The sequence below is a fragment of the Pseudomonas sp. LBUM1674 genome (genome assembly GCF_059695635.1).
This window is the reverse complement of sequence record NZ_CP166779.1, coordinates 2,560,749-2,585,625: the sequence shown is the minus strand read 5'-3', so window position 1 is coordinate 2,585,625 and position 24,877 is coordinate 2,560,749. Positions and strand designations below refer to the sequence as shown.

20 protein-coding genes are annotated in these 24,877 nt (G+C 61.2%); 10 read left to right on the top strand and 10 right to left on the bottom strand.

The window, feature by feature from the left end; genetic code table 11:
* Nucleotides 1-13 precede the first annotated feature (13 nt).
* Nucleotides 14-667 carry a peroxiredoxin gene (locus tag ACA067_RS12040; protein ID WP_307332922.1) on the bottom strand — a complete coding sequence of 218 codons (654 nt, stop codon included), beginning with the start codon at nucleotides 665-667 and terminating at the stop codon, nucleotides 14-16.
* Between the two features lie 155 nt (nucleotides 668-822).
* Nucleotides 823-1,158: a hypothetical protein gene (locus ACA067_RS12035; RefSeq protein ID WP_497461958.1), complete on the bottom strand. Its 336-nt coding sequence runs from the start codon at nucleotides 1,156-1,158 to the stop codon at nucleotides 823-825.
* A gap of 178 nt (nucleotides 1,159-1,336) precedes the next feature.
* Between ACA067_RS12035 and potE the strand changes: the two genes are divergently transcribed.
* Both potE and ACA067_RS12025 read left to right on the top strand, forming a co-directional pair.
* On the top strand, nucleotides 1,337-2,746 hold the full coding sequence (gene potE / locus ACA067_RS12030; RefSeq protein WP_497461957.1) for a putrescine-ornithine antiporter: 1,410 nt from the start codon (nucleotides 1,337-1,339) through the stop codon (nucleotides 2,744-2,746).
* Nucleotides 2,743-5,028: an Orn/Lys/Arg family decarboxylase gene (locus tag ACA067_RS12025; RefSeq protein WP_497461956.1), complete on the top strand. Its 2,286-nt coding sequence runs from the start codon at nucleotides 2,743-2,745 to the stop codon at nucleotides 5,026-5,028. The genes potE and ACA067_RS12025 overlap by 4 nt, the downstream gene beginning before the upstream one ends.
* 225 nt (nucleotides 5,029-5,253) lie before the next feature.
* Here ACA067_RS12025 and betA read toward each other — a convergent pair whose 3' ends face one another.
* From betA to speB, 4 genes are all read right to left on the bottom strand, one after another.
* Nucleotides 5,254-6,942, bottom strand: a complete 1,689-nt coding sequence (gene betA, locus ACA067_RS12020) for a choline dehydrogenase (RefSeq protein ID WP_497461955.1) — start codon at nucleotides 6,940-6,942, stop codon at nucleotides 5,254-5,256.
* Between the two features lie 2 nt (nucleotides 6,943-6,944).
* Nucleotides 6,945-8,513, bottom strand: coding sequence for a purine-cytosine permease family protein (locus ACA067_RS12015; protein WP_497461954.1), 1,569 nt, complete (start codon nucleotides 8,511-8,513; stop codon nucleotides 6,945-6,947).
* A 190-nt stretch (nucleotides 8,514-8,703) separates the two neighbouring features.
* Nucleotides 8,704-10,212: an aldehyde dehydrogenase family protein gene (locus tag ACA067_RS12010; RefSeq protein ID WP_497461953.1), complete on the bottom strand. Its 1,509-nt coding sequence runs from the start codon at nucleotides 10,210-10,212 to the stop codon at nucleotides 8,704-8,706.
* Between the two features lie 27 nt (nucleotides 10,213-10,239).
* Entirely contained in the window at nucleotides 10,240-11,244 is a 1,005-nt protein-coding gene (speB, locus tag ACA067_RS12005) for an agmatinase (RefSeq protein WP_497462764.1), read from the bottom strand.
* Nucleotides 11,245-11,396: 152 nt separating this feature from the next.
* Between speB and ACA067_RS12000 the strand changes: the two genes are divergently transcribed.
* The 5 genes from ACA067_RS12000 (at nucleotide 11,397) to ACA067_RS11980 (ending at nucleotide 16,652) form a co-directional block, all read left to right on the top strand.
* Nucleotides 11,397-12,311 carry a LysR family transcriptional regulator gene (locus ACA067_RS12000; RefSeq protein ID WP_497461952.1) on the top strand — a complete coding sequence of 305 codons (915 nt, stop codon included), beginning with the start codon at nucleotides 11,397-11,399 and terminating at the stop codon, nucleotides 12,309-12,311.
* Nucleotides 12,312-12,392: 81 nt separating this feature from the next.
* Entirely contained in the window at nucleotides 12,393-13,901 is a 1,509-nt protein-coding gene (gene gcsR / locus ACA067_RS11995; RefSeq protein ID WP_497461951.1) for a transcriptional regulator GcsR, read from the top strand.
* Between the two features lie 473 nt (nucleotides 13,902-14,374).
* Entirely contained in the window at nucleotides 14,375-15,631 is a 1,257-nt protein-coding gene (gene glyA, locus ACA067_RS11990) for a serine hydroxymethyltransferase (protein ID WP_497461950.1), read from the top strand.
* 125 nt (nucleotides 15,632-15,756) lie between these two features.
* Nucleotides 15,757-16,158: a hypothetical protein gene (locus ACA067_RS11985; protein ID WP_497461949.1), complete on the top strand. Its 402-nt coding sequence runs from the start codon at nucleotides 15,757-15,759 to the stop codon at nucleotides 16,156-16,158.
* A gap of 215 nt (nucleotides 16,159-16,373) precedes the next feature.
* Nucleotides 16,374-16,652, top strand: coding sequence for a DUF3303 domain-containing protein (locus ACA067_RS11980; RefSeq protein ID WP_497461948.1), 279 nt, complete (start codon nucleotides 16,374-16,376; stop codon nucleotides 16,650-16,652).
* Nucleotides 16,653-16,990: 338 nt separating this feature from the next.
* Here the strand turns inward: ACA067_RS11980 and ligD are convergent, their stop codons facing one another.
* Genes ligD through ACA067_RS11965 form a run of 3 tightly spaced genes read right to left on the bottom strand, consistent with a single transcriptional unit; the run spans nucleotide 16,991 to nucleotide 22,009 of the window.
* Nucleotides 16,991-19,621 (bottom strand): DNA ligase D, encoded by a 2,631-nt coding sequence (gene ligD, locus ACA067_RS11975; RefSeq protein WP_497461947.1) that lies wholly within the window; start codon nucleotides 19,619-19,621, stop codon nucleotides 16,991-16,993.
* Nucleotides 19,618-20,613 (bottom strand): methyltransferase, encoded by a 996-nt coding sequence (locus ACA067_RS11970; protein ID WP_497461946.1) that lies wholly within the window; start codon nucleotides 20,611-20,613, stop codon nucleotides 19,618-19,620. The genes ligD and ACA067_RS11970 overlap by 4 nt, the downstream gene beginning before the upstream one ends.
* Before the next feature lie 10 nt (nucleotides 20,614-20,623).
* A complete protein-coding gene (locus ACA067_RS11965) occupies nucleotides 20,624-22,009 on the bottom strand; it encodes an iron-containing redox enzyme family protein (protein WP_497461945.1) in 1,386 nt (461 codons plus the stop codon).
* Between the two features lie 192 nt (nucleotides 22,010-22,201).
* Here ACA067_RS11965 and ACA067_RS11960 point away from each other — a divergent pair, with 192 nt between their 5' ends.
* Nucleotides 22,202-22,633 (top strand): cupin domain-containing protein, encoded by a 432-nt coding sequence (locus tag ACA067_RS11960; RefSeq protein ID WP_497461944.1) that lies wholly within the window; start codon nucleotides 22,202-22,204, stop codon nucleotides 22,631-22,633.
* A 54-nt stretch (nucleotides 22,634-22,687) separates the two neighbouring features.
* Here the strand turns inward: ACA067_RS11960 and ACA067_RS11955 are convergent, their stop codons facing one another.
* On the bottom strand, nucleotides 22,688-23,416 hold the full coding sequence (locus tag ACA067_RS11955; RefSeq protein WP_497461943.1) for a tellurite resistance TerB family protein: 729 nt from the start codon (nucleotides 23,414-23,416) through the stop codon (nucleotides 22,688-22,690).
* Nucleotides 23,417-23,726: 310 nt separating this feature from the next.
* Between ACA067_RS11955 and pcsA the strand changes: the two genes are divergently transcribed.
* Both pcsA and ACA067_RS11945 read left to right on the top strand, forming a co-directional pair.
* Nucleotides 23,727-24,449, top strand: a complete 723-nt coding sequence (pcsA, locus tag ACA067_RS11950; protein ID WP_497461942.1) for a phosphatidylcholine synthase — start codon at nucleotides 23,727-23,729, stop codon at nucleotides 24,447-24,449.
* Between the two features lie 6 nt (nucleotides 24,450-24,455).
* Nucleotides 24,456-24,842, top strand: a complete 387-nt coding sequence (locus ACA067_RS11945) for a DUF488 domain-containing protein (protein ID WP_497461941.1) — start codon at nucleotides 24,456-24,458, stop codon at nucleotides 24,840-24,842.
* The last annotated feature ends 35 nt before the right edge of the window (nucleotides 24,843-24,877 follow it).

The following is a 24,877-nucleotide window of genomic DNA, read 5'->3' as shown; positions in this document are numbered from 1 at the left end:
GCATCAGGGACGGTTACTTGGGTTGAGCCACCGTGCGCAGGTAAGGTTTCACCGTTTTGAAGCCTTCCGGATACTTCTTGCGTGCATCCTCGTCGGAGACCGAGGTGGGAATGATCACGTCATCCCCCGGCCGCCAGTTCACCGGAGTAGCAACGGTGTGCTTGGCGTTCAACTGCAGGGAATCGAGCAGACGCAGCACTTCATCGAAGTTGCGCCCGGCACTCATCGGGTAGATCAGCATCGCCTTGACCTTCTTGTCCGGGCCGATGATGAACACCGAACGCACCGTGGCGTTGTCCACGGCGGTCCGTGCGCCGCCACTGGCGTTGGGATGAATCATGTCGTAGAGCTTGGCCACCACCAGGTTCTCGTCGCCGATCATCGGGTAATTGACCGCATGGCCCTGGGTCTCTTCGATGTCCTTGGCCCAGGTTTTATGGTTACTGACAGGGTCGACGCTGAGTCCGACGATTTTGGTGTTACGTTTGTCGAACTCGGGCTTGAGGCCGGCCATGTAGCCGAGTTCGGTGGTGCAGACCGGGGTGAAGTCCTTCGGATGCGAGAACAGGATGGCCCATTTGTCGCCTATCCACTCGTGGAAGTTAAGTGTGCCTTCGGTGCTTTCGACGCTGAAATCCGGTGCTTCGTCGCCTATACGAATTGCCATGTTCGTTCTCCTCACTGTGAAGGATAGGGAAACTCTCAGAGCGCTCCAGTATAGGAGACCTTGAACATTTCGCCCTGCGCCCCGCCGGGCTGCAGGCGACTGAGGCAAACCCACCGTTGGAGCACGGCTTGCCGGTGTTGCCCGGTTCACGGGCGCTATTTACGCGCCACCTTGTAGCGGACGCAGTCATCGTAAAAACTCTGTCTGATTGCCGCCGGCTTGAGCCGCGATTGACTGTCGTAGGTCTGCTCGGTAATGCCCATGGCCATCATGCGCATCCATGGCTTGCTGAATTTGTAGGCCTGCAACTTCTGGCGCGCGGCATACAACGAGACTCCCGACAGTTTGAGTTCCTGGGCTTTGGCTGCCGTTCCAGCGCCCCAGCTGCACAGATACTGGTCATTTGCCACCAACTCCCTGGCCTGGACGCAGGCGCTACCACTCGCCAGGCCGCACGACATGAGCGCGATCAACACATTCCGCATTTGCATTCGATCCTAACTATCTGAAAATAAATTGATTTTGGTCAATAGATCGAGACTTCGGGGCCAGCAAAATGCCTTAAGTGCGCGATAGCCTGTTTTCTCCATGTCTTACGGACGTTTCTTGCGAGATTTCAAACCTTGGCTATAGCTAACGCTTCCAAACGCAACCCATAGGGGCAACGGAATGTCAGGCGCAAAGAAAATGACCGTGGGGCAACTGACGATGCTGACGGCCGTCAACATGTTGGGCTCAGGCATTGTGCTGTTACCGACCAAACTCGCCGAAGTCGGCGGTATTTCCATTCTTTCCTGGCTGATTACGGCCACCGGTTCCCTGGCGCTGGCCTATGCCTTTGCACGCTGCGGCATGCTCAGTCGCAAGACCGGGGGCATGGGCGGTTATGCCGAGTACACCTTCGGCAAGGCCGGTAACTACCTGACCAACTACACCTATGGCCTCTCGCTGTTGATCGCCAACGTGGCAATCAGTATTACCGCGGTCGGTTATATCCAGGTGCTGTTCGACGTGCAGCTAGGTTCGCTGCAAGTGGGCCTGGCGACCATCGCGTTGTTGTGGATCACCACCTTTGCCAACTTCGGCGGCGCGCGGATTACGGGCCGGATCGGTGCGGTCACGGTCTGGGGAGTGATTGCGCCGGTGGTGCTGGTATCCACCATCGGCTGGTTCTGGTTCGACAGCAGTGTCTATGCCGCCGGCTGGAACCCGCACAACATGGGCTGGCTGGAAGCCGCGGGCGCATCGGTGGCGATTACGTTGTGGGCATTCCTGGGCCTGGAGTCGGCGTGCGCCAACACCGACGCGGTGGAAAATCCGGAGAAAAACGTACCGATCGCCGTACTCGGTGGCACCCTCGGCGCGGCCGTGATCTACATCGTCTCCACCAACGTCATCGCCGGCATCGTCGACAACCCGGAACTGGCCTCCTCCACCGCGCCGTTCGGGCTGGTGTTTGCCAAAATGTTCACCCCATTGGTGGGCGACATCGTGATGGCGGCAATGGTGCTGGCCTGCGTCGGTTCGTTGCTGGGTTGGCAGTTCACCATCGCCCAGGTGTTCAAAAGCTCGGCGGACACCGGTTACTTCCTGCCGATCTTCGCCAAGGCCAACAAAGCTGGCACGCCGATTGTCGGCATGATGATTCTGCTGGCGGGCCAGACGGCGCTCGGGTTTCTTACCATCAGCCCGGACCTGAGCAAGCAGTTCGACATTCTGGTCAACCTCGCGGTGGTCACCAACCTGGTGCCGTACATCCTGTCCATGGCCGCCTTGATCACCATGCAAAAGGTTTCCAACGTGCCGCCGGGCAAAGCACTGGCCACCAACATCATCGCCTTGATTGCGGCGGCCTATAGCTACCTGGCGCTGTACAGCTCGGGCGAACAGGCGCTGATGCTGGGCGGCGTGGCAACCCTCTTCGGCTACACGCTGTTCGGTTTCGTCAACAACCGCCTGATCCGCCTCGAGGCGCTTAACAACAGCGTACCGACGCAGACTGTCAGTGCTCAGCACATCAGTGGCGAGCCGGTGCCGGTGAACAATCTGCAAACTGCCACTCTGGAGACTCAATCATGACGGAATATAGACAATTGCTCGGCATGCTCACGCTGCTGGTGAGCAGACCGGCGGACAAAAGAACCGTATTCGGTCGCGCCCTGAATCAGTTGATCAGCGATGTGGAAGAACGCTCCATCAGCGTGTTGGTCTCGGAAAGCCTGAGCGACGCCACCTCGATCCTGCATTCGGATCCGGCCATTCAATGCGTGCTGCTCAGCTGGGAAATGGATGACAGCGAAGGCCATGAGGAATGCATCAAACTGCTGACCAGCCTGCGCGAACGCAACACCCGGGTGCCGGTGTTCCTGATCAGCGACCGCAGCACGGCGTCGAGCATTCCGCTGGTGGTCATGCAGCACGCCGACGACTTCATCTGGCTGCCCGAGGACACCAGCCGCTTCCTCAGCGGGCGCATCCTGGCCGCCATCGAACGCTACCGGCAGGCGGTACTGCCGCCGATGTTCGGTGCACTGCTGAAATTTTCCCGGACCTATGAATATTCGTGGCACACCCCCGGGCATGCCGGTGGCACGGCGTTTCTCAAGAGCACCGCGGGCCGCGCGTTCTACGAGTTCTTCGGGGAAAACCTGCTGCGTTCGGACCTGTCGATTTCGGTCGGTGAACTCGGTTCGTTGCTCGATCACAGCGGCCCCATCGGCCAGGGCGAGCGTTATGCCGCCAAGGTGTTTGGCGCGCACCGCACCTATTACGTCACCAACGGCTCGTCGACGTCCAACCGCGTCATTCTCATGGCCAGCGTCACGCGCAACCAGATCGCGCTGTGCGACCGCAATTGCCACAAATCCGCCGAGCACGCGATGACCTTGTCCGGGGCCATCCCGACCTACCTGGTGCCGACCCGCAATCGCTACGGCATCATCGGCCCGATCCTGCCGCAAACCCTGAGTGCCGAAGGGGTGCAAGCCGCCATCGCCAACAACCCGTTGGTCAAGGACGGTATCGATCCGACGCCGATCCACGCCATCATTACCAATTCGACCTACGACGGCCTGACCTACAACGTTACCCGGGTCGAGGCGTTGCTGGGCCAGAGTGTCGACCGGCTGCATTTCGATGAAGCCTGGTACGGTTATGCGCGGTTCAACCCGCTGTATCGCGACCGCTTTGCCATGCATGGCAGCCCGGACGATCACGATGAGTCGCGCCCGACCGTGTTCGCCACGCAATCGACGCACAAGTTGCTGGCCGCGCTGTCCCAGGCCTCGATGATTCACGTGCGCAACGGCAGCAACCCGATTGCGCACGAGCGCTTCAACGAGTCGTTCATGATGCACGCCTCGACCTCGCCCAACTACGCGATCATGGCTTCCTGCGACGTCAGCTCGGCGATGATGGAAGCGCCCAGCGGGCAGATCCTGACCACCGAATCCATTGAAGAAGCCATCGCTTTCCGCCAGGTCATCTCGCGCATGCACAATGAGATGCTGGGCAAGGATGAGTGGTTTTTCACCTGCTGGCAGCCGCCGTCAGTGCAGGTGGGTGGCGCAGCGGTACCCTTCCATGAAGTCGATCCGGTGCTGCTGAAAACCGAGCCGAACTGCTGGGTGCTGCACCCGAACGAGGTGTGGCATGGTTTCGGCGACATCGAGGACGGCTACTGCATGCTCGACCCGATCAAGGTCTCGGTGCTGAGCCCCGGCATGGGCGACGACGGCAACCTGCTGGACTTCGGCATCCCCGCCTGCGTCCTTACTGCCTACCTCGGACGCCAGGGCATCGTCGTCGAGAAAACCACCGACTTCACGATCCTGTTCCTGTTCTCCATCGGCATCACCAAAGGCAAATGGGGCACGCTGGTCAACGCCCTGCTCGACTTCAAGCGCGACTATGACGACAACCTCGAACTCGAGCTGTGCCTGCCGGACCTGCTGACCGCCAACCAGCAACGCTACGCCGGCATGGGCCTCAAGGACCTCGCCGCGGACATCTTTGCCGCCATGAAGCAACACAAGACCACGGCGACCATGGCCCAGGCGTTCGGCATGCTGCCGCAGGCTGAATTCAGTCCGGTGGAGGCGTACGAGAAACTGGTGAAAAACCAGGTCGAACGAGTGACCCTGGAAGAAGCCGCCGGGCGGATCGTCGCGACTGGGATCGTGCCCTATCCACCGGGCATTCCATTGTTGATGCCAGGTGAGAACGCAGGGCCGGCTGACGGGCCATTGCTGGCCTATCTCAAGGCGCTGGAAAGCTTCGACAAATCTTTCCCCGGTTTCACCCATGACACCCACGGGATCGAAAGCGAGGATGGGGTTTATCGGTTGCAGGTGTTGAAGTGAAGTAAGCAGGATCCTCGGCTTACATAAAACCTGTAGGGGCTGCGGCGAACACTGATGTTATGCATCACCCCGATCAAATGTGGGAGCGGGCTTGCTCGCGAAGACGGAGTGTCAGGCAACATCATGGTTGACTGGACGGCCGCTTTCGCGGGCAAGCCCGCTCCCACATTTAGATCTCCATGGGATAGGGGAATCGGGGCATACGGGAGGCTTGTCGTACTCGGATCAAACCCTCACATTACGTCCCGGCAATGTCGATCGCTGACTGTTTTCCCAATCCTCCACCAAGCCCACCGGTGCATCGGATGCGGGCAGCATGCTGCGCCCGCGTACCAGATCGGACGCACGCTCGGCGAGCATGATGGTCGGTGCATTGAGGTTGCCGTTCGGCTCGGTCGGGAACACCGACGAGTCGATCACCCGCAGACCCGCGATACCCCGCACCCGCAGCTCGGAATCCACCACCGCCATGTCGTCCTCGCCCATCCGGCACGAGCCGCAAGGATGGTAGGTACTCTCCAGGTTCTCGCGGACGAAGGCGTCGATCTCTTCATCGGTATTGACCTGCGGCCCGGGTGCGATCTCGCCGTCGCGGAAGCGGTCCATCGCCGGCTGGCCGATGATTTCCCGGGTCAGGCGAATGCAGCGGCGGAAACCTTCACGATCCTCTTCCCGTTGCAGGTAGTTGAACTGAATTTGCGGATGCTCGTAGGGATCCGCCGAACGCACCCGCACATGGCCGCGACTCTTGGGTTTGTTCGGCCCGGTGAGCACCATGAAGCCGTGGCCCTTGATCGGTTTGTTGCCGTCGTAACGCATGGCGGCAGGCAGGAAGTGGAACTGAATGTCCGGCCAGCGCAGGCCCTTGTCGGAGCGGATGAAACCACCGGCCTCGAAATGGTTGGTGGCGCCGAGCCCGTCCTTGAACAACAGCCAGCGCAAACCGATCAACAGCTTGCTCAGCGGGTCCATTTTGCTGTTGAGCGTCACCGGTTCCTTGCAGCCGAACTGGATGTAGACCTCGGCGTGATCCTGCAGATTCTCCCCTACCCCCGGCAGGTCATGGCGCACGCCGATCCCGGCTTTACGCAGGACCTCGGCCGGGCCGATGCCGGAGCGTTGCAGCAGGTGCGGTGAGCCGATGGGGCCGGACGATACCAGCACTTCCCGGTTGCAATAGACCTGGTGGCTCTGGCCATCGTGGTCATAGATGACCCCCACCGCGCGTTTGCCTTCGAGAATGATCTGACGGGTCATCGCGTGGGTGATCACGGTCAGGTTCGGACGGCCCATGGCCGGGCGCAGATAGGCGTTGGCGGTGGAGCAGCGCACGCCATTTTTCACCGTCATGTGCATGGCACCGAACCCTTCCTGCATGAAACCGTTGCAGTCGTCGGTCTTGATATAGCCCGCTTCGGCTCCGGCTTCGACCCAGGCGCCATACAGCGGGTTTTTCATATGATTGCCGTTGGTGGTGTGCAACGGACCGGTGCTGCCGCGGTAGCCGTCACCGCCCTCCTCGTAATGCTCGGCCCGCTTGAAGTACGGCAGGCAATTGCGGTAGCCCCACCCCTGTGCGCCGAGGGATTCCCATTCGTCGAAGTCATACGCATGGCCGCGGATGTACACCAGGCCATTGATCGACGACGAGCCGCCCAGCACCTTGCCGCGCGGGCAGTGAATACGCCGGCCGTTGAGGTAAGGTTCCGGCTCGGTTTCGTAGCGCCAGTTGTACTTTTTGGTGTTCATCGGGATCGAAAACGCACTCGGCATCTGGATCACCACGCTGCGATCGCTGCCACCGAATTCCAGTACCAGCACTGAAGTGGCCGGGTCTTCGCTCAGGCGGTTGGCCAACACACAACCGGCCGAGCCTGCACCGATGATGATGTAGTCGTATTTTTGCGTAGCCATGGTTATCTCCCGGCCGTCGATTCGTTGAATACCGGCAACGAGGGCTTGGTCAGCCGGTCGCCGGTGGTGTATTGCGGGGATGTTTTTTCGATGTGCTGAATGACGGTTTCTTCGCGCTTGAGGTCGATCGAGCGGCTCAACCAGTAGTAGGCCAGCCCCGAGACGATCAGCCCGACGAGCCAGGCGATGTCGATGCTGCCGAGGGCCTTGGCCAGCGGGCCGACATAGACCTCGCGCTGCTCGACGCCGTCGTAGATGTAGAAGAACGGGATCATTGAAATGAAGCCGATCGCGTAGGCGGCGATGCCGCGCAGGCCCCAGCTGCCATAGAGGTTGCCGTGGGGCATGAAGAAGTGCGGGATGGCGTAGCGGCCCTTGCGCACGAAGAAATAGTCGGTGAGGTTGACCGAGGTCCAGGGCACCAGGAAGTACAGCATCACCACCAGGTAGATGCCCAGCACTGACAGGCCTTTGCCCGAACTCTGGATGCTCAGGGCCACGCCCAGTTGCAGCAGGATCACGAAACCGATGGCCAGGATCCGTGCCTTGCGGGTCGGCTCGATGTGCTTGATGGAATCGACGCAGGTCAGGGTGGTCAGCTTGGCGCTGTAGATGTTCATCGCGATCACCGGCAGGAACGCCAGGATCGTGACCACCACCACGGCCGTGCCCATGAACGGCGACACGGTGTTACCCACCTGGCCAAGCGCGACCAACACGTCGGTGGAATGCAGGTGATCGGCCAGCCAGCCACCCACGGAAATCATCCAGGCGCCGGACAACGAGGCACCGAGAAACACCACCGCGATCAATTTACCGCTGGAAGTATTCTTCGGCAGGTAGCGCGAATAGTCGGACACATAAGGCGCATAGGCGATGTTGTAGCTCGCCGCCGCAGCGAACTGGGCGATGAAACCGGTCCAGTTGAAACCCAAGGGTGCCGGGGCCACTTCACCGGCGGCCAGCAGCGGCATCGGCGCATCGGGCACCCAGCCCATCAGCACCGCCAGGGTCACCAGGCCGTACAGCGGCAGCGACAGAAACAATGCCCATTTGAAACTGCGGTGCATCCAGTCGTGACCGAGGATCGCCAGGACGGCGGCCGGTACCGTCACGGCCACCGCCACGACAATTGGGTTGAAGCCGAATAGCGTGTGCAGGCCCTGCATCATCAACACCAGGTTGACGATGTTGAAACCGGCGAACACGAACAGCGTCGCCAGCAGCACCAGAATCACCCCGCGATAGCCGAACTGCGCACGGGACTGGATCATCTGCGGCAGCCCAAGATGCGGGCCTTGCGATCCATGAAAGGCCATGAACAGTGTGCCGAACATGATGCCCAACGTACCGGCGAGGGTGGTCCAGAGCGCGGTCAGGCCGACACTCGGGCCGACGAAGCCGATGGTCATGGTGAAGAAGGTGAAATTGCCGAGGAACCAGAATGGGCCCTGGCTCGACAGTTTGTCGGTGCGCTCGCTCTCCGGGATGAAATCGATCGAATGCCCTTCGACGATGGGTTTGTCGTCGAGGATGGACAGGCTGGGGGTGGCTTTGGCGTCAATGTTCATGATGGGCTCTTGTTTTTGGAAGATCATGACGGGATAACTGCGTTCATTTGGGTGAGGCGCAGAACCTGTGGGAGCGAGCTTGCTCGCGATAGCGGAGGGGCAGGCAACAAAGATGTCGACTGACACGCCCTCATCGTCGGAACGCCGCCCGGAGCAAGCCCGCTCCCACAGGGTTTGAGTCAGCCATGACTCAGGGCAGCGTGATCCACACCGCCTTGGTCTCCAGCAGATAATCGAGCTGCTCCGCGCCCAGGTCCTTGCCGAATCCAGACTGCTTGTAGCCACCGAACGGCATCGATGGGTCGAGGGTGCCGTGGGCGTTGACGTAGACCGACCCCGCTTTCAACCGTGGGATCAGGCAGTGCACCTTTCCAAGGTCATTGGAATACAGTGCGGCCGCCAGCCCGTAAGGCGAGTCATTGGCCAATGCCAGCGCCTCTTCCTCATCGTCGAACGGTGCGGTCACCAACACCGGGCCAAAGATCTCTTCCTGGACGATGCGCATGTCGTTGCGGCAATGGGCAAAAATGGTCGGCTCGACGAAGAAACCGGGGCCCTCCACAGGCTGGCCGCCGTAGACCAGTTGCGCGCCTTCCTGCTTGCCGGTTTCGATGTAGTCGGTCACTCGCTGCTGCTGCAACGCCGAGACCAGCGGGCTGATGAAGCAATCTGGGTCCAGACCCGGCGCCATCTTCAAGGTCCGGGTATAAGCGATCAGTTCGCGCAGGAACTCGTCGTAGACGCTGCGATGAATATAAGCCCGCGTACCGGCATCGCACACCTGGCCCGAGTTGAAGAACACGCCGTTGGCGATGGCCTGGGCGGCGGCTTTCACGTCGGCATCGGCCAGCACGATTACCGGTGATTTTCCTCCGAGTTCCAGGGTTAGTCGCTTCATTTCGTCCAGCGCCGCGCGGCCGACGGTGCGACCGACCGGGGTCGAACCGGTGAAGGTCAGCTTGTCGATGCCCGGGTGGGTGGCCATGGCCGCTCCGACCACACTGCCGCGACCGGTGACGATATTGATCACGCCGTCCGGGATGCCGGCTTCCTGGACCAGTTCGGCGAAACGCAGGGCCGACAGCGAGGTCAGTTCGGCCGGTTTGACCACCACGGTGCAACCGGTTGCCAACGCGGCGCCAAGCTTCCAGGCCATGGTCTGCAGCGGGAAATTCCACGGCACGATGGCACCCACCACCCCCACCGCTTCCTTGCGCGTATAAGCCAGGTAGTTGCCCGGCAGCGATGGCTCGACAGTGCGGCCGTGAAGCTTGGTCGCCCAGCCGGCGAAATAGCGCAGGGTATCCACCGTGCCCTGGATATCGACATCCCGGGCGAAGGCAGCTGACTTGCCCATGTCGATCGATTCGATTTCGGCCAGCTCGGCGGCGTTGCTTTCAATCAGGTCGGCCAGGCGCTGCATCATGCGTTCGCGTTCTGCCGGTTTGGCCTGACGCCAGGCGCCACCGTCGAATTGCGCCCGGGCGGCTTGCACGGCGCGATCCAGGTCCTCGGTGGTGCCCATGGGAATCCGGGTGATCAGGCCTGCGGTCGAGGGTTCGATGACATCGGAAGTCTGCCCGTCGCTGGCGTCGACAAAGGCGCCGCCTATGAACATTTTCTGCACCTTGCCGAGGAAGGTCTGGGTGGCTTCGGAGACGCCGAATTTTTGCAGGTAATTTTTGACGATAGTGTCCATGTTCATTCCCTCTGTGCGGCGGTCAGGTCACGCCGTGGCCGTGGTGGTTTCGCTCATGGCGCGCCGTGCTTGAGCCCGCTCGTGGAAGATGAAACCGATACTGTTGAGCAGCAGTTGCGCCGCCAGAATCGAGGTCATGCCGGTCGGGTCATAGACGGGCGCCACCTCGACCAGGTCCATGCCGACGATGTTGCCTTGGCTGCGCTTGGCCAGGGCCTGGATGATTTCCAGCACCTCGTAGTAGAGGAAGCCGCCATGGCTCGGCGTGCCGGTACCGGGTGCAATCGAAGGGTCGAAACCGTCGATGTCGATGGTGATGTAGTAGTTGATGTTCTGCGGGATCATCGCCAGTACACCGTCGACGCCCAGGCGCCGCACATCGCGCACCGAGAGGATCTTCGAACCGGCCGCATGGGCTGCTTCGTAGTCGTCGCGATTGGATGAAGACACGTTGCGGATGCCCATCTGGGTCATGCCGACAATGTGGTTCATTTCCGAAGCACGGCGCAGCGGGTTGCCATGGCCATAGCGCACGCCGTGGCGTTCGTCGACGAAGTCCAGGTGTGCATCGAAGTGGATGATGTGAATCGGACCGCGACCCTCGAAGGCCTTGATCACCGGGGCGTGAACCGAGTGATCGCCACCGAGCACCACCGGCATGACGCCGGCATCGAGGATCTTGCGCACCGCGTATTCGGTGTTGGCGTTGCTGGTGACCATGTCGGTGTGCACGATATCGGCGTCACCTACATCGACCATGCGCACGTCGGCGGCGGTCAGGTACATGACGTCATCTTCGTGGTCGTAGGCACCGGCATGGCCGAAGGAGAACAGCGTCGATGCCTCGCGAATTCCCCGAGGCCCGAAACGGGCGCCGGAGCGCCACTGGGTGCCCATGTCGTTGGGGACGCCAAGGACTGCCACATCGGCATCGAGGGCATCCCAATCGGTGCACACCGGGGATTTGCCAAAGGTGCAGTGCCCCACGAATGGCAGGTTCAGGCGACCGGATTCATAACCGTTGTTTGACATGTCGGGCATCTCCAATTCTTGTTTTTGGCTGTGCGATCGTGGAAGGCGACCGCCGTTGAAGTGACTATGGGCGCAGGTTTTCGTGGAAAAAATGCTAAACATCAGATACTCATATCGGCATTACCGATGCATCCACACGCGGGAGGTCCAAGGTGATCCAGTTGCACGATGTCGATCTGAAACTGCTCAGGGTGTTTGCCACGATTGTCAGGTGCGGCGGGTTTTCCGCCGCGCAGGCGGCGTTGAATGCCGGCCAGTCGACCATCAGCGAACAGATGACTCATCTGGAAACCCGGCTCGGGGTCAAACTCTGCCAACGCGGGCGCAGCGGCTTTCGCCTGACCGAACAAGGCGTGGCGATCCATGAAGCCACCCAGCGCCTGCTCTCGGCGGTGGAGAACTTCTGCATGGACGCCGACGTGCTCAAGCAGCACATCAGCGGCAAGCTCAACCTGGGGATCATCGACACCACCATTACCGACCCGGACTCACCGCTGCCGCGCACCACCCAGCGCTTCGTGTCCCGAGGGCATGACGTGCACCTCAACGTGTACGTCGGCACCCCGGCGGAACTGGAAGAACGCGTACTCGACGGCCGCCTGCACCTGGCCATCGGGCACTTCCCGATCCACGTTCCCGGCCTGTTGCATTCACCGCTGTATCAGGAAGCCCTGGGGCTGTATTGCGGGCGGCGGCATCCGCTGTACGGCAGCAAGGCCGAGGGTGACGAACTGCTCGAAGAAATTGCCGCGAGCCGGATTGTGGTCAGGGGCTACATGCAGCAATACGACCTGGAACACCTGGGCGTGAGCAAGGCCGCGGCCACCGTGGACAACATCGAAGCGCTGGCCATCCTGCTGATCTCCGGCGCGTATCTGGGCTTTCTGCCGGTGCACTTCGCCACCCAATGGGTCAAGACCGGCGAAATGCATCAACTGGCGCCCGCCAGCCTGCAACTGATGTCGCCGTTCGATGTGATCACCCGACGCGGCACTGCCCCGCCGCCGATCCTGCAGGCTTTCCTCGAGGACCTGGCGGCCTGTTCGCGCAAGGCAGCCAGCAACTGACAGACACTGCTCGCCACAATCGAACAGTGCCCGGCATACTGATTGGCGCAGTCATCCCGTTCGCCACCTTGCAGGCCAGTCATGCGCATCCACGTCACCTTCATCGACCGCGTCGGCATTACCCAGGAAGTACTGGCCCTGCTCGGCGGGCGCAGTTTCAATCTGGATGCCGTCGAGATGGTGCCGCCGAACGTGTACATCGATGCCCCGACCCTCGGTGCCGATGTGCTGGAGGAGCTGCGCGGGGCCTTGCTCGGCGTGAAGGGCGTGCAGGCGGTGACCATGGTCGACATCCTCCCGGGACAACGTCGCCGCCTGCAACTGGATGCCTTGCTCGCAGCCAGCATCGACCCGGTGCTGGCGGTGGATGACCGCGGCCATGTGCTGCTGGCCAATCCCGCGCTGATCGCCCTGTGTGGCCGTGAACCGGCGGGAGAGCCGCTGACGGCGCTGTTCGATGATCCCGACTTGCAACGCACGCTGATCGAACACAGCTACCGCCTGCCCATGCACGAGGTCAGCCTCGCGGGCCAGACCTTGCTGCTCGACGCGATGCCGATCACTGATGCCGGCGCCCTGCTGACCCTGTACCAACCGAACCGCATCGGCGAACGTCTTTCGGCGCTGCACCATGACCATGCCGAAGGGTTCGATGCGCTGCTGGGCGAATCCCCGGCGATTCGCACGCTCAAGGCCCGCGCCCAGCGGGTGGCGACCCTCGATGCACCGCTGCTGATCCAGGGCGAAACCGGCACCGGCAAAGAACTGGTGGCCCGTGCTTGCCACGCCATCAGCACCCGGCGTGATGCGCCCTTCCTGGCCCTGAACTGCGCGGCACTGCCGGAAAGCCTCGCCGAAAGCGAGCTATTCGGCTACGCCGCCGGCGCCTTCACCGGCGCGCAACGGGGTGGCAAACTCGGCCTGCTGGAACTGGCTGACCAAGGCACGGTGTTCCTCGATGAAGTCGGTGAAATGTCACCCTACCTGCAAGCCAAGTTGCTGCGCTTCCTGAGCGATGGCTGCTTCCGTCGGGTGGGTGGCGATCGCGAGGTCAAGGTCAACGTGCGGATCCTCAGCGCCACCCACCGCGACCTGGAAAAAATGGTCAGCGAAGGCAGCTTTCGCGAAGACCTGTTCTACCGCCTGAATGTGCTCAACCTGCAAGTGCCACCGTTACGCGAACGCGGCCACGACATCCTGCTGATGGCCAATCAATTCATGCAACAGGCCTGCGCACAGATCCAGCGCCCGGTCTGCCGCCTGGCGCCCGGGACTTACCCGGCGCTGCTCGGCAACCGCTGGCCGGGCAACGTACGGCAACTGCAGAACGTGATCTTCCGCGCCGCCGCCATTTGCGAGAATCCGTTGGTGGACATCGATGACCTGGACATCGCCCGCACGGCCATGGAGCGGCAGAACGCCGGCGAAGTCGGCAGCCTGGAAGCGGCCGTCGGTGATTTTGAAAAGAACCTGCTGGAACAGCTTTACCGCAGCTATCCCTCCAGCCGTTTACTGGCTGCACGCTTGCAAACTTCGCACAGTGCGATTGCTATTCGGCTGCGTAAGTATGGGATTCCCAACAAGGCGTAGCGTCGACAAATCAAAAGTCCACTGCACACCTGTGGTTCAGCGCACCGCCGCTCCCACAAGATTTGTGATGAGAATATTTGTCTGCAAATCGATACAGCGTATCTAAATCGATACAACTGCTTCCCACCCCGTATTTTTTAAGCTTGGTTCCCTCCCTGCCGAACCACCTGTATTGATTTCAATACGAAAAGATCAGTCGCCTCTCATAAAATTATTCCATCCTATTGATTTAAATAGAGTAATTGTGATTGGCACCTCCCTTGCAATTAACTTCAAGTTGCGCCTATCAGCACGCCCGTCTCACCCTTCGTGGGATGGCAAGAACAGCGCATCCCCCTGTAGGAGCTGCCGCAGGCTGCGATCTTTTGACCTTTTCCCGGGTTTACCCCGGAATATCAAAATCAAGATCAAAAGATCGCAGCCTGCGGCAGCTCCTACGGGTTCAACCTCACCCAAAGAACAGAGGACCCACCATGTTCAGCAAGCACGACCAGATCAAAGGCTACGACGATGAACTGCTGGCGGCGATCAATGCCGAGGATGCACGGCAAGAGCATCACATCGAATTGATCGCCTCGGAAAACTACACCAGCCAACGGGTGATGGAGGCGCAAGGCAGCGGCCTGACCAACAAGTACGCCGAAGGCTATCCCGGCAAGCGTTATTACGGCGGCTGCGAGCACGTCGACGTGGTCGAGCAACTGGCCATCGACCGCGCCAGGCAGCTGTTTGGCGCCGACTACGCCAACGTCCAGCCACACTCTGGCAGTCAGGCCAATGCCGCTGTGTATCTTGCATTGCTGCAGCCCGGTGACACCGTGCTGGGCATGAGCCTGGCCCATGGCGGCCACCTGACCCACGGCGCCAAGGTCAGCTTTTCCGGCAAGCTCTATAACGCGGTGCAGTACGGTATTGACACCGCGACCGGGCTGATCGATTACGACGAAGTCGAGCGCCTGGCGGTGGAACACCAGCCAAAAATGCTCATCGCCGGGTTCTCCGCCTACTCCAAGACCCTGGACTTCCCGCGCTTCCGACAGATCGCTGACAAGGTCGGTGCTTATCTGTTCGTCGACATGGCCCACGTCGCCGGGCTGGTAGCGACTGGTCTGTACCCTAACCCGCTGCCGTATGCCGATGTGGTCACCACCACGACCCACAAGACCCTGCGCGGCCCTCGCGGTGGACTGATCCTGGCCAGGTCCAACCCGGAACTGGAGAAAAAACTCAACGCCGCGGTATTCCCCGGTGGCCAGGGCGGACCGCTGATGCACGTGATCGCCGCCAAGGCCGTGTGCTTCAAGGAAGCGCTGGAGCCCGCCTTCAAGACCTATCAGGCGCAGGTAATCCGCAACGCCCAGGCCATGGCGAAAGTCTTTATCGACCGTGGCTACGACGTGGTGTCCGGCGGCACCGACAACCACCTGTTCCTGGTCAGCCTGATCCGCCAGGGCCTGACCGGCAAAGACGCCGACGCCGCCCTCGGCCGTGCCGGTATCACCGTGAACAAGAACGCCGTGCCGAACGACCCGCAGTCGCCGTTTGTGACCTCCGGCCTGCGCATCGGCACCCCCGCCATCACCAGCCGTGGTTTCAAGGAAGCCCAGAGCATCGAGCTGGCGGGCTGGATCTGCGACATCCTCGATCACCTCGGCGATGCCGATGTCGAGGCTCAGGTCGCCAGACTGGCCGCCGCGATGTGCAGTGATTTCCCGGTTTACCGCGGCTGATCAACAGTGGGAGGGTTGGCCCCTCCCATCGCGCAATCGAAAAAATACCTGAGTCCTGCCATGCCATCCAATAAATTCAGGGCCCTATGGGCAAACCCGATCGGAGCGCTCTATGATTGAACCCCATGACGACCACGCCGCCGATCCGCCAACCCTGCCCGCCCGGCGCCTGCGACTGCGGGCGTGACCCGCTGCTGGACACACCGGGCGCGGACGTGCGCATCCTGTTTCTGACCCGCGCGGAGGAAAAGCGCCTGGTCGAACGCCTGGAAAACCTGCAGAGCCTGAACGACCTCGAACGGTTGCAGCTACGGATGTACGAGCAATTGGGTATCCGGGTGGAGATCGCCCCCGGTTTCAACGAAGTGCGGACCATGCGTGGCATCGCCATTTCCATCGGCGAACTGCCCGGACTGTGTCGCAAAACCCGGCAGTCGATTCCGGCGGCCATTCGCCGCGGGCTGGAGAAACGTCCCGAGGTGGCCTACGAGCTGCTCAATGCCAACGACCTGTTGCGTGATGCCTGATCGCTTTAGCCCTCCTGCTCCACCGTTCGTTCCAAATGCTACGAAACAGGATCAGCGGTCATACGCGGATTCTGGCCCGCTGCTATGCCTTCTCATGGGAGAAATCGTTTCAGGCCAGCCAGGATGATGCTGGCAGGACAGGCGTGACCGTGGTCCCGGCGCCAGCCAGGTGCGCGAAGACTCGACAGGTGCCAATCCGTAACAGGAGGTGGCGTATGTTATTCATGGTCAGTTGGACTATCAGCCCGCAAAACCGGAACAGCGTGATCCAGCGCTTTCTTGAGACCAAAGGGGCTCCACCCGAAGGCGTGAAGATGCTGGGGCGCTGGCATGCCGTCGGTGGCTCAAGCGGGTTTGGCATCGCGGAAACCGATGATGTGGTGCAGATTCAGAAGTGGGTGCTGCAATGGAATGACCTCATGAACATGGAAGTCCATGCGGCGTTGACCGATGAGCAGGCGGCGCCGTTGCTGGCGGCGGTTGTGGCCAAGTAACGATAGGGGCGGCGAGCCCAGCTCGCCGCCCCTCCTCGGAAATACCATCAAACCTCTGTGGGAGCGAGCCTGCTCGCGAAAGACGGCGGCACCTGCAACATCGCAGTGACAGACAAATCGCTTTCGCGAGCAGGCTCGCTCCCACAATGGGACGGTGCCAGGCTCAAATCTCGCAGACACCTCAACTCCTGTGGGAGCGGGCTTGCCCGCGATGGCGGTGGCACCGGCAACATCGTAGTGGCAGACAAATAGCTATCGCGGTCAAGCCCGCTCCCACAGTGGGCTGTGTCTGGCTCAGGTCTTGTAGGCACCCACAAAACGACCTGAAGTACGAGACGCTACTTCTTCATCCCCACCCGCCGCCGCATCTCGGCGGTGATGGTCTGCCGGGTTTTCTTCAGATCCGCCCAAGGCTCGTCACCTATTTCCGCCAGCCGCTCATGCACGGTGTGCACATTCCACTGACTGCCGCCCTTGAGCTCCCCCACCTCCTCGCGAAAGATCGGCACCGACACCGGTAGTCCTTCGCGAGTGCGCACGGCGTAGGCGCAGATGGTGGTGGCGCCCAGTCCGTTGCGCAGGTAATCGATGAAGATCCGCCCGACCCGGTTTTTCGGGCCGGAGACCGCGGAAAAACGATCCGGCAGCAATCTGGCCATGTGGCTGACGATGGCATGACTGAAGTCCTTGACCTCGTCCCAGCCGAGCTTGCGGGTCAGCGGCACCACCAGGTGAATGCCCTTGCCGCCGCTGGTCTTGAGGAACGCCTTGAGCCCCAGTTCATCGAGCACCGAAAGGGTCAGTTGAGTCGCCTCGACCATGCTTTTCCAGGGCAGCGCCGGGTCCGGGTCGAGGTCGAGGACGAAGCGGTCGGGTTTGTCGAGGTTGTCGGACGTGGCGTTCCAGGTGTGCAGTTCCACCGTGCTCATCTGCACGGCGCCGATCAGGGCTTCGGCGTTGTTGATGATCATCACCGGTTGGCCGGTGAGTGCCTTGTCCAGGGTGGTGATCCCCGGAATGGCCAGGCGTTCGGCGTTCTTCTGGAAAAACAGTTCGCCGGCGATGCCGTCCGGGGCGCGCACCAGTGCCACCGGGCGGTCCTTGAGCTCGGGCAATATCCATTCGGCGACGCTGGCGTAATACTCGGCCAGTTGCACTTTGGTGGTGCCGCTGGTGGCGTCGATCACTCGGTCCGGGTGGGTGATGCGCACCTTGCCCTTGCCCAGGCCGATTTGTGAAGGTGCAGGTTCGGCGGTTTTCTTCTTGGTGGCTGGCTTTTCGGCGGTGCTTTTCTTTTCCGCAGCAGTTTTTGCAGGTGCAGCTTTCGCAACAGAAGCTTTCGAGCTTGAAGTCTTCACGGCTTTCGGACGCTCCTCGGTAATTTCTTCGGCAGGTTTGTCGTCGCGCAGGCCATGGAACACCGCATGGCGCACCGAGCCTTCCTTGGTCATTTCGGCAAAGGCGACTTCCGCCAGCAGCGTGGGTTTAAGCCAATGCACGCCCTTGGCGTCGAAGCCGGTCGGTGGATTGACCACGGACGGTTTTTTCACCTGCAAGGGTTTCAGTTGGTCGTGGATATGTTTGAGCGTGGTCTCGTTGAACCCGGTGCCGACCTTGCCTGCGTAGCGCAGTTCGCCACTGTCACGGTCATGCAGCCCCAGCAGCAAGGCACCGAATGCATTGCGCGAACCTTTTGGATCGGTGAAGCCGACCACCACGAATTCCTGGCGATGCTTGCACTTGAGCTTGATCCAGTCGCTGCTGCGCCGGGACACGTAGGGCGACCCCAGACGCTTGCCGATCAGCCCTTCCATGCGCATTTGACAGGCGCTGTTGAGCAAGGCTTCCGGTTCTTCGCCAAACGCATCGGAGAACCGCAGCAGCGGGTCTTCATTGGGTTTGAGTACCGTCGCCAGCGCGGCCCTGCGCTCCTCGACTGGCACTTCGCGCAGGTCCACGCCATTGAGGTAGGGCATGTCGAACAGATAGTAAAGGATGGCGCCGCTGCGGCCCGAATCGAAAGCGTTCTGCAAGGCCTGGAAATCCGGCACGCCCTGGTCGTCGGCCACGACCATTTCGCCGTCGAGCCAGGCTGATTCGAGGCCCAGTGCTGCCAGCGCCTCGGCTTGTCCCGGCAGCTTGTGGGTCCAGTCGTGACCATTGCGCGTAAACAGTTGGACCTTGCCGTGGTCGATGCGCGCCATGATCCGATAGCCGTCGAACTTGATCTCGTAGCTCCAGTCACCACCCGGGGCCTTCTCGACCAGGGTTGCCAGTTCCGGCTTGAGCTGTTCCGGCAGTCTGGCTTTGCGGGCGCCGGTCAACGGCGTCGTCTTTTCCTTGCGCGCCGCTGCGGCCGGTTTCTTCACGGGCGTGGGTTTGTCCGCGGTCTTCGACTTTTTGGGGAGGATGGTTCGATCACTGAGCACGCTATCGGGCTCGGCGGCGACTACGTCGTACTCGCTTTCGGGTTTCGCCGCGCCGTCCTGGTGCTTGATCAGAAACCATTGCTCCTGCTTGCCCGGCATGTGCGTGCGCACCAGGTTCCACAGACCGCCGAGCTTCTCGCCTTGCAGCTCGAACTTGAGCTTGCCCTTGGCGTAGGCCTTGGCCGGATCCTCCTGGGGAATCCATACGCCACGGTCCCAGACGATCACGTCACCGGCGCCGTAATGCCCTTCGGGGATGCTGCCCTCGAACGTGGCGTAGTCCAGCGGATGGTCTTCAACGTGGACGGCCAGGCGCTTGACCTTGGGATCCAGTGACGGGCCTTTGGGCACCGCCCAGCTTTTCAGGGCACCGTCGAGTTCCAGGCGAAAGTCGTAATGCAGGCGCGAGGCGTCATGCTTCTGGATGCAGAATTGCAGCGCATGGTCCTGCGCTGTTTTTTTGCCTGGACGTTTGGCGGCCGGCTCAGAAGTCGCCGAGAAGTCGCGCATGCGGTTGTAGTCGTCCAGATTCCTGTTCATGGCGCACCTGCAGGCGAGGTAACGATGCCTCCGATACCGGGGCCGATGCGTGTGACGATCAACGCAACCACGGCAATCCGCTCCACGCGCTGATAGCCGGGGGTTAACAATTCTTCGCCGAACACGTCGGGATCGAGTTCGCGGTAAGTCCAGCCAAACAGCGGCGACTCAAGACGCGGGGTCAGTGCAGCCAGAAACGGGTCAAAACCATCGATCATCGCCACGCCGGTGTACAGCACCAGCGAGCCGCCGGGGGCCAGTCGATACAGGGCCTGCTCGACGATACGCAGTGACAACTGTTCGCCAAGCGCTCCGCCGCCGTGGCGGTACGCACGCTCGGCGGGGTCGGCCATGTAAGGCGGATTGGCGACGATCAAGTCGAAGTTGCCGTCGACATCCTGCAGCACATCGCTGGCTTCGATGCTGACGTTGGCCACTTCGGCGAGCGCAGCGTTGACCGCCGTCAGACGCAGCGCCGCCGGGTTGATGTCGACAGCCAGCACCTCGGCTTCGCGCCGCGCGCGAGCAATCACAATCGCCCCGACGCCGGCGCCACAGCCGATGTCGACCGCACGCCTGATCGGCGCGAAGTTCTGTTGCAGATGCGTGTGAATCAGCTGGGCGAAACGGTAGGTGTCGGGCCCGAAGAACACCGCGTCAGCGGCATCGGTGGGGAACCCGGAATGCACGAACAGCAGGTCATCCAGACTGGACCAGCGCACACGACTTCTCAACCGACCATTGCTCTCCTCGAGGACGCCCGCTTGCGACAACTGTCGCTGTTCGTCCACCGACAACAGGCCGGGCTCGAACGACCGCGACCAGCCAAAAATTTCGCGCAAGGTCCGGGCGCTTTGTCCGAACGCGCGATCATTGACCCGCTGATGAGTCAGCGGCGTCGGCGTGATGAAGCGATAGCCGTCCGCCTGCAAGCGGCGTCCCAGCTGCAGCAATGCCAGATCGGCAGCGCCCAGTTGTGCTTCCTGATTCATCACAGGCTCCCTATCGAAGGCTGGATTTAAGTTCGATGAAGCGTCGCGTGGCCATCAGGCCAGCCGGGTGGGAGTGCCGGTGGGCCGACAGCCATGGGATCAGCACTGGCATCTGCTCGTGGGCGGCAAGCCCCTCCAGCGCGACTTGCAGGCTCGCGATATCCGGGTCATTGGCGGGCACCGGCGGCTCGGCCGAGGCGCCAGTGCCCCGTCGAACCGCTGCCGGTGAATGCTCAGGTCTCCAGTTTCCGCCGATCCAGTCATGCAGCAACTGTTTTTCATAGGGGCTGAACACCCCGAACATGGCCGCGCCGTCGCCGTCGATCAGTTGCCAGAAGCGGCTGGCCTGCGGATCCTGGTGACGCTTGATCCAGCCTTTGTTTTCCAGGGCTGCAAGGAAGCCGGGCAACTGCTCGGGCGCGGACAACCATTGGTTGACGGTCTTGCCTTCGAAGCGACAGTAGTCGGAATGCATGTGCTGGCCGAACGGACGTTTACGTTCGAGCATGTTCAGCACTTCACCGTACAAGTCGAAAGACTCGATAATCGCGCGGCTGCCCTGCCCCAGATCATTAAGCCGGTAACCCAAGGCGACCCGACGCAAAAACGCCTCGCGATCACCTTCGATCGGCAGCAGTTGCAACACCGACTGCACAGCCTTGTGCGCATGGCCGGTGCTGGCATTGTCGATGGTCACGTGCAGCGTGAAGTAATACGGATCGATGCCCAGCTCGCTGAGTTCATAAGCACTGATCAGCAAGTGCAGGGGCAGCACCTCGTAGCCGAGGTTGTAGCCGATCACCTCGGGCAGAAACCCATCGCTGCATTCACCCAGCGCCAATTGCAACGTACCTTGCAGGTAATACTGGTCAGCGATCACGCCGCTGTCCTGCAAGCCATGCTCGGCGAGCAATTTACGGTAGATCACCACATGATTCTGCGCCGGGTTGCCCTCCCCCAGCTCCTCCAGATAAGTGCAGATCAGGCCCTCGAATCGCGGGTCGCGCCAGTGCGGCAGCAGGCCGCCAAGCCAGGCGCCGTCCACCAGTTTGGTCGGGGCAACGGCTTGCAGGAAAAACAGCGCGTGCGCCTTGTTGCTGAAGAACTGCCGAGGCCCGCCATCCTTGCGCTGTTGCAGGTAGTCGGCGTATTGCCGGGCGACTGCGATGCTGTGTTGTTCGATAAAACCTTGCAGTGCCGACAGGTCTTGCGGCAGCTCATCCGGCAAGTCCGCCGCGCACTGCAGCTGGGTCTGCAGAAAGCGTTGAGCGAGTGCATGCCGGTGCGGCGCATCGTCGCTCAGCAGCAGTTGCTGGTAGATCTGTTTAATGCTGCCGGCGCCGGGAACCGGATGTTCGTGGGCAGGCCTGGAGTCAAGTCGTGTCAGGGCAGTCATGGATGTATCTCTCGGTCTGAGGCCAGTGGCAGGACGCTGGATCAGTACGTCTCTACTCAGCAGAGCGACCGCGGCGCAGAAAAATTCCATTGGTGTTGAAAGGACCCGGACAGACGGCCGCCGGTGCGGCACTTGGCTTGCACTGAAGTGAATATAATTAACCGGTGTGGGGACATTCCCCGGAGAGCAATCATGCGCACGGTTCATGTCATCGAGTCGGATAAAACCCCCAGGCCGGTGAACGTCGTGGGTGAGGCGATTACCATCCTCGCCGGCGGGGATCTTTCCAAACCTTTCGAGGTGCATATCCAGCAAGGTGTGCAAGGCGGAGGACCGCCGCCGCACTTTCATCCCTGGGATGAGGCCTTCTATGTCATCGACGGGCAGGTGGAAGTGACGGTCGATGGCCAATCCAACATAGTGTCGAGCGGTGGCTATGTGCATATCCCTGCCGGGACCATCCACGCCTACAAGAACCTCAGCACCACGGCGAAAATCATCGGCGTGGTGTCCGATCCGCGGGGCGGGCAGTTCTTTGCGGCGATGGATCAGCTCAAGGTGCCGGAGGATTTACCGCGGATTTTTGAAGTGGCCGAGCGTTATGGCGTTACGTTTCTGGTGTAGGAGCTGCCGCAAACACCCGTGATAGATCATTCCGACGCTTTTAGGAAACAATCATCAGGCAACGCCACCCTTGGCCTGTTGCTCCAGATGCACCTGCAAATCCGGATCAATGCCCAGCGCCGCAGCCAATTCATCCAGATAACCACGCTCGGCATCCTGCTGATCATCCACCAGCATCACACTGGCCAGGTACATTTCTGCCGCCATGCCAGGATCCGTGGCCGACTGCGCCACATCGGCGGCGTCCAGGGGCCGGGCGACTTCATCGTCCAGCCATTGCTGCAATTGCGGATCATCGGTGTGACGGCCGATTTCGGTGCTGATCATCTGCTTCTCGGATTCATCGATCCGGCCGTCGGCCTTGGCCGCCGCAATCAATGCCCGGAGGATCGCGTTACTGTGGTCTTCGACTTCCGGGCCAGACAGCAGGTCTACGGTACGCGGTGCCTGTTGCGGCGCGGCGGCCTGGCTGCGTTGCCAGGCCTGATACGCCTGGAACGCCATCATCCCCAGTGAAGCCAGCGCCGCATAGTTGGCGCCACCACCGGATCGGGTCCGGGTCGTACCGCCCATGGGTGACCCACCGCCCAGCAGGCCACCGAGCAATCCACCCAGCCCGCCCGCACCGGCCCCGGCACCGGCACCGCCGCCACCCAACAGGCCTCCGAGCAAACCACCGAGGTCGTCGAGTCCGCCCTGAGGCGAGGCGCCAGCGCCCTGTTGTGCTCGGGAGCCCTGGCCGGCACCGCGCAGAAGTTGTTCAAGCAGATCGCTGGTGTTCATGACGGCATCCTCTTCGGTTGGAGTGATCCAGTCAGGCAACGATAGTCCTCGCAGACAAATGTGCCACCGCCGTTTGGCTGACGTGAAATTCGTGCCGTGCACTCTGCCTTCCATGGCCGCGCGACCTGAAGCGCGGGTCCATATGCCTGCCGATTTATCCGGGGTATTTTTGTGTGGCGCAGCTAAGATTCATGAGTGGTGAACCTTATTCCCGAATTTCCGGTCGATACCTGCAACCCGACCAGGTTTGCCGCCGCCCCCGATAGTGAGGGTGATGACTGGCTTGCTTCACTTTCTGGAGAACGCCCCCGTGATTTCGACTCTACACATCGCCAGGCTCAAAGCATGGGGCGCCCATGGTTTTACCGCCACTGGCGTGGTCACTGCTTTCCTCGCGACCCTCGCCCTTTTGGAAAACCAGCCCACCAACTGCCTGCTGTGGCTGGGCGTCGCGCTGATCGTCGACGGGCTGGACGGCGCGCTGGCGCGCAAGGTCAATGTCCAGTCGGTACTGCCCAGTTTCGATGGCTCGGTCCTCGACCTGGTGATCGACTACCTGACGTATGTGTTTATCCCGGCGCTGTTCATCTATCGCTACATCCCGTTGCCGGACTACACGCTGCTGTTGACCGTGTCGCTGATTCTGGTCTCGTCGCTGTTCTGCTTCTGCAACGTCAACATGAAAAGCAAGGACAACTACTTCCAGGGTTTTCCCGCCGCCTGGAACGTGGTCGCCCTTTGCTTGTACATCATCGGTCCATCGCCGTGGATCACCCTGCTCACCGTCATCGGCCTGGCCCTGTTGACCGTGACACGGATGAAATTCCTGCACCCGTTCCGCGTGCGCAAGTTCATGCCGATCAACATCGCCGTGACGGCCGTCTGGTTGCTGTGCAGTTTGTCGCTGGTGGTCAATCATCCGGTGATCAACCCGCTGGTCATGGGCCTTTGGCTGCTGATGTCGGCTTATTTCCTGGGGATCTGCATCTGGCGCACGGCGATGGAGTGGTTCGACGAGTCGCGGCACAAGTAGGCCGCCATGCCCATTCATATCGTCCGACTCGGCTCACCGCGCCTGGCCGATGAAGGCCTGCGGATTGGCACGGTACGCCGCCCACCCCGAGGGGTGCCGAAGGCTGAATTTGCCAGTCGGGATTTTTATGATGTCTGGCAGCCGCTGCTTTCACCCAGTGCGGAACTGGTCGCGCAAGCCAAAGCCGCCGAGGACGAAAAAGCCTGGGAGGCGTTTCGGCGCAAGTTCAAGGCTGAAATGAACCATCCGGCGCCCAGCCAATTGCTGGATCTGTTGGCCGCCCTCTCCCATCACACCTCGCTGGCTGTCGGTTGTTATTGCGAGGAAGAGGCGCATTGCCATCGCTCCGTATTACGGGAATTGCTGAAGGCCCGCGGCGCCAAGCTCGCATAGGCAGAACGTATACCCCCGTAGGCGCTGCCGCAGGC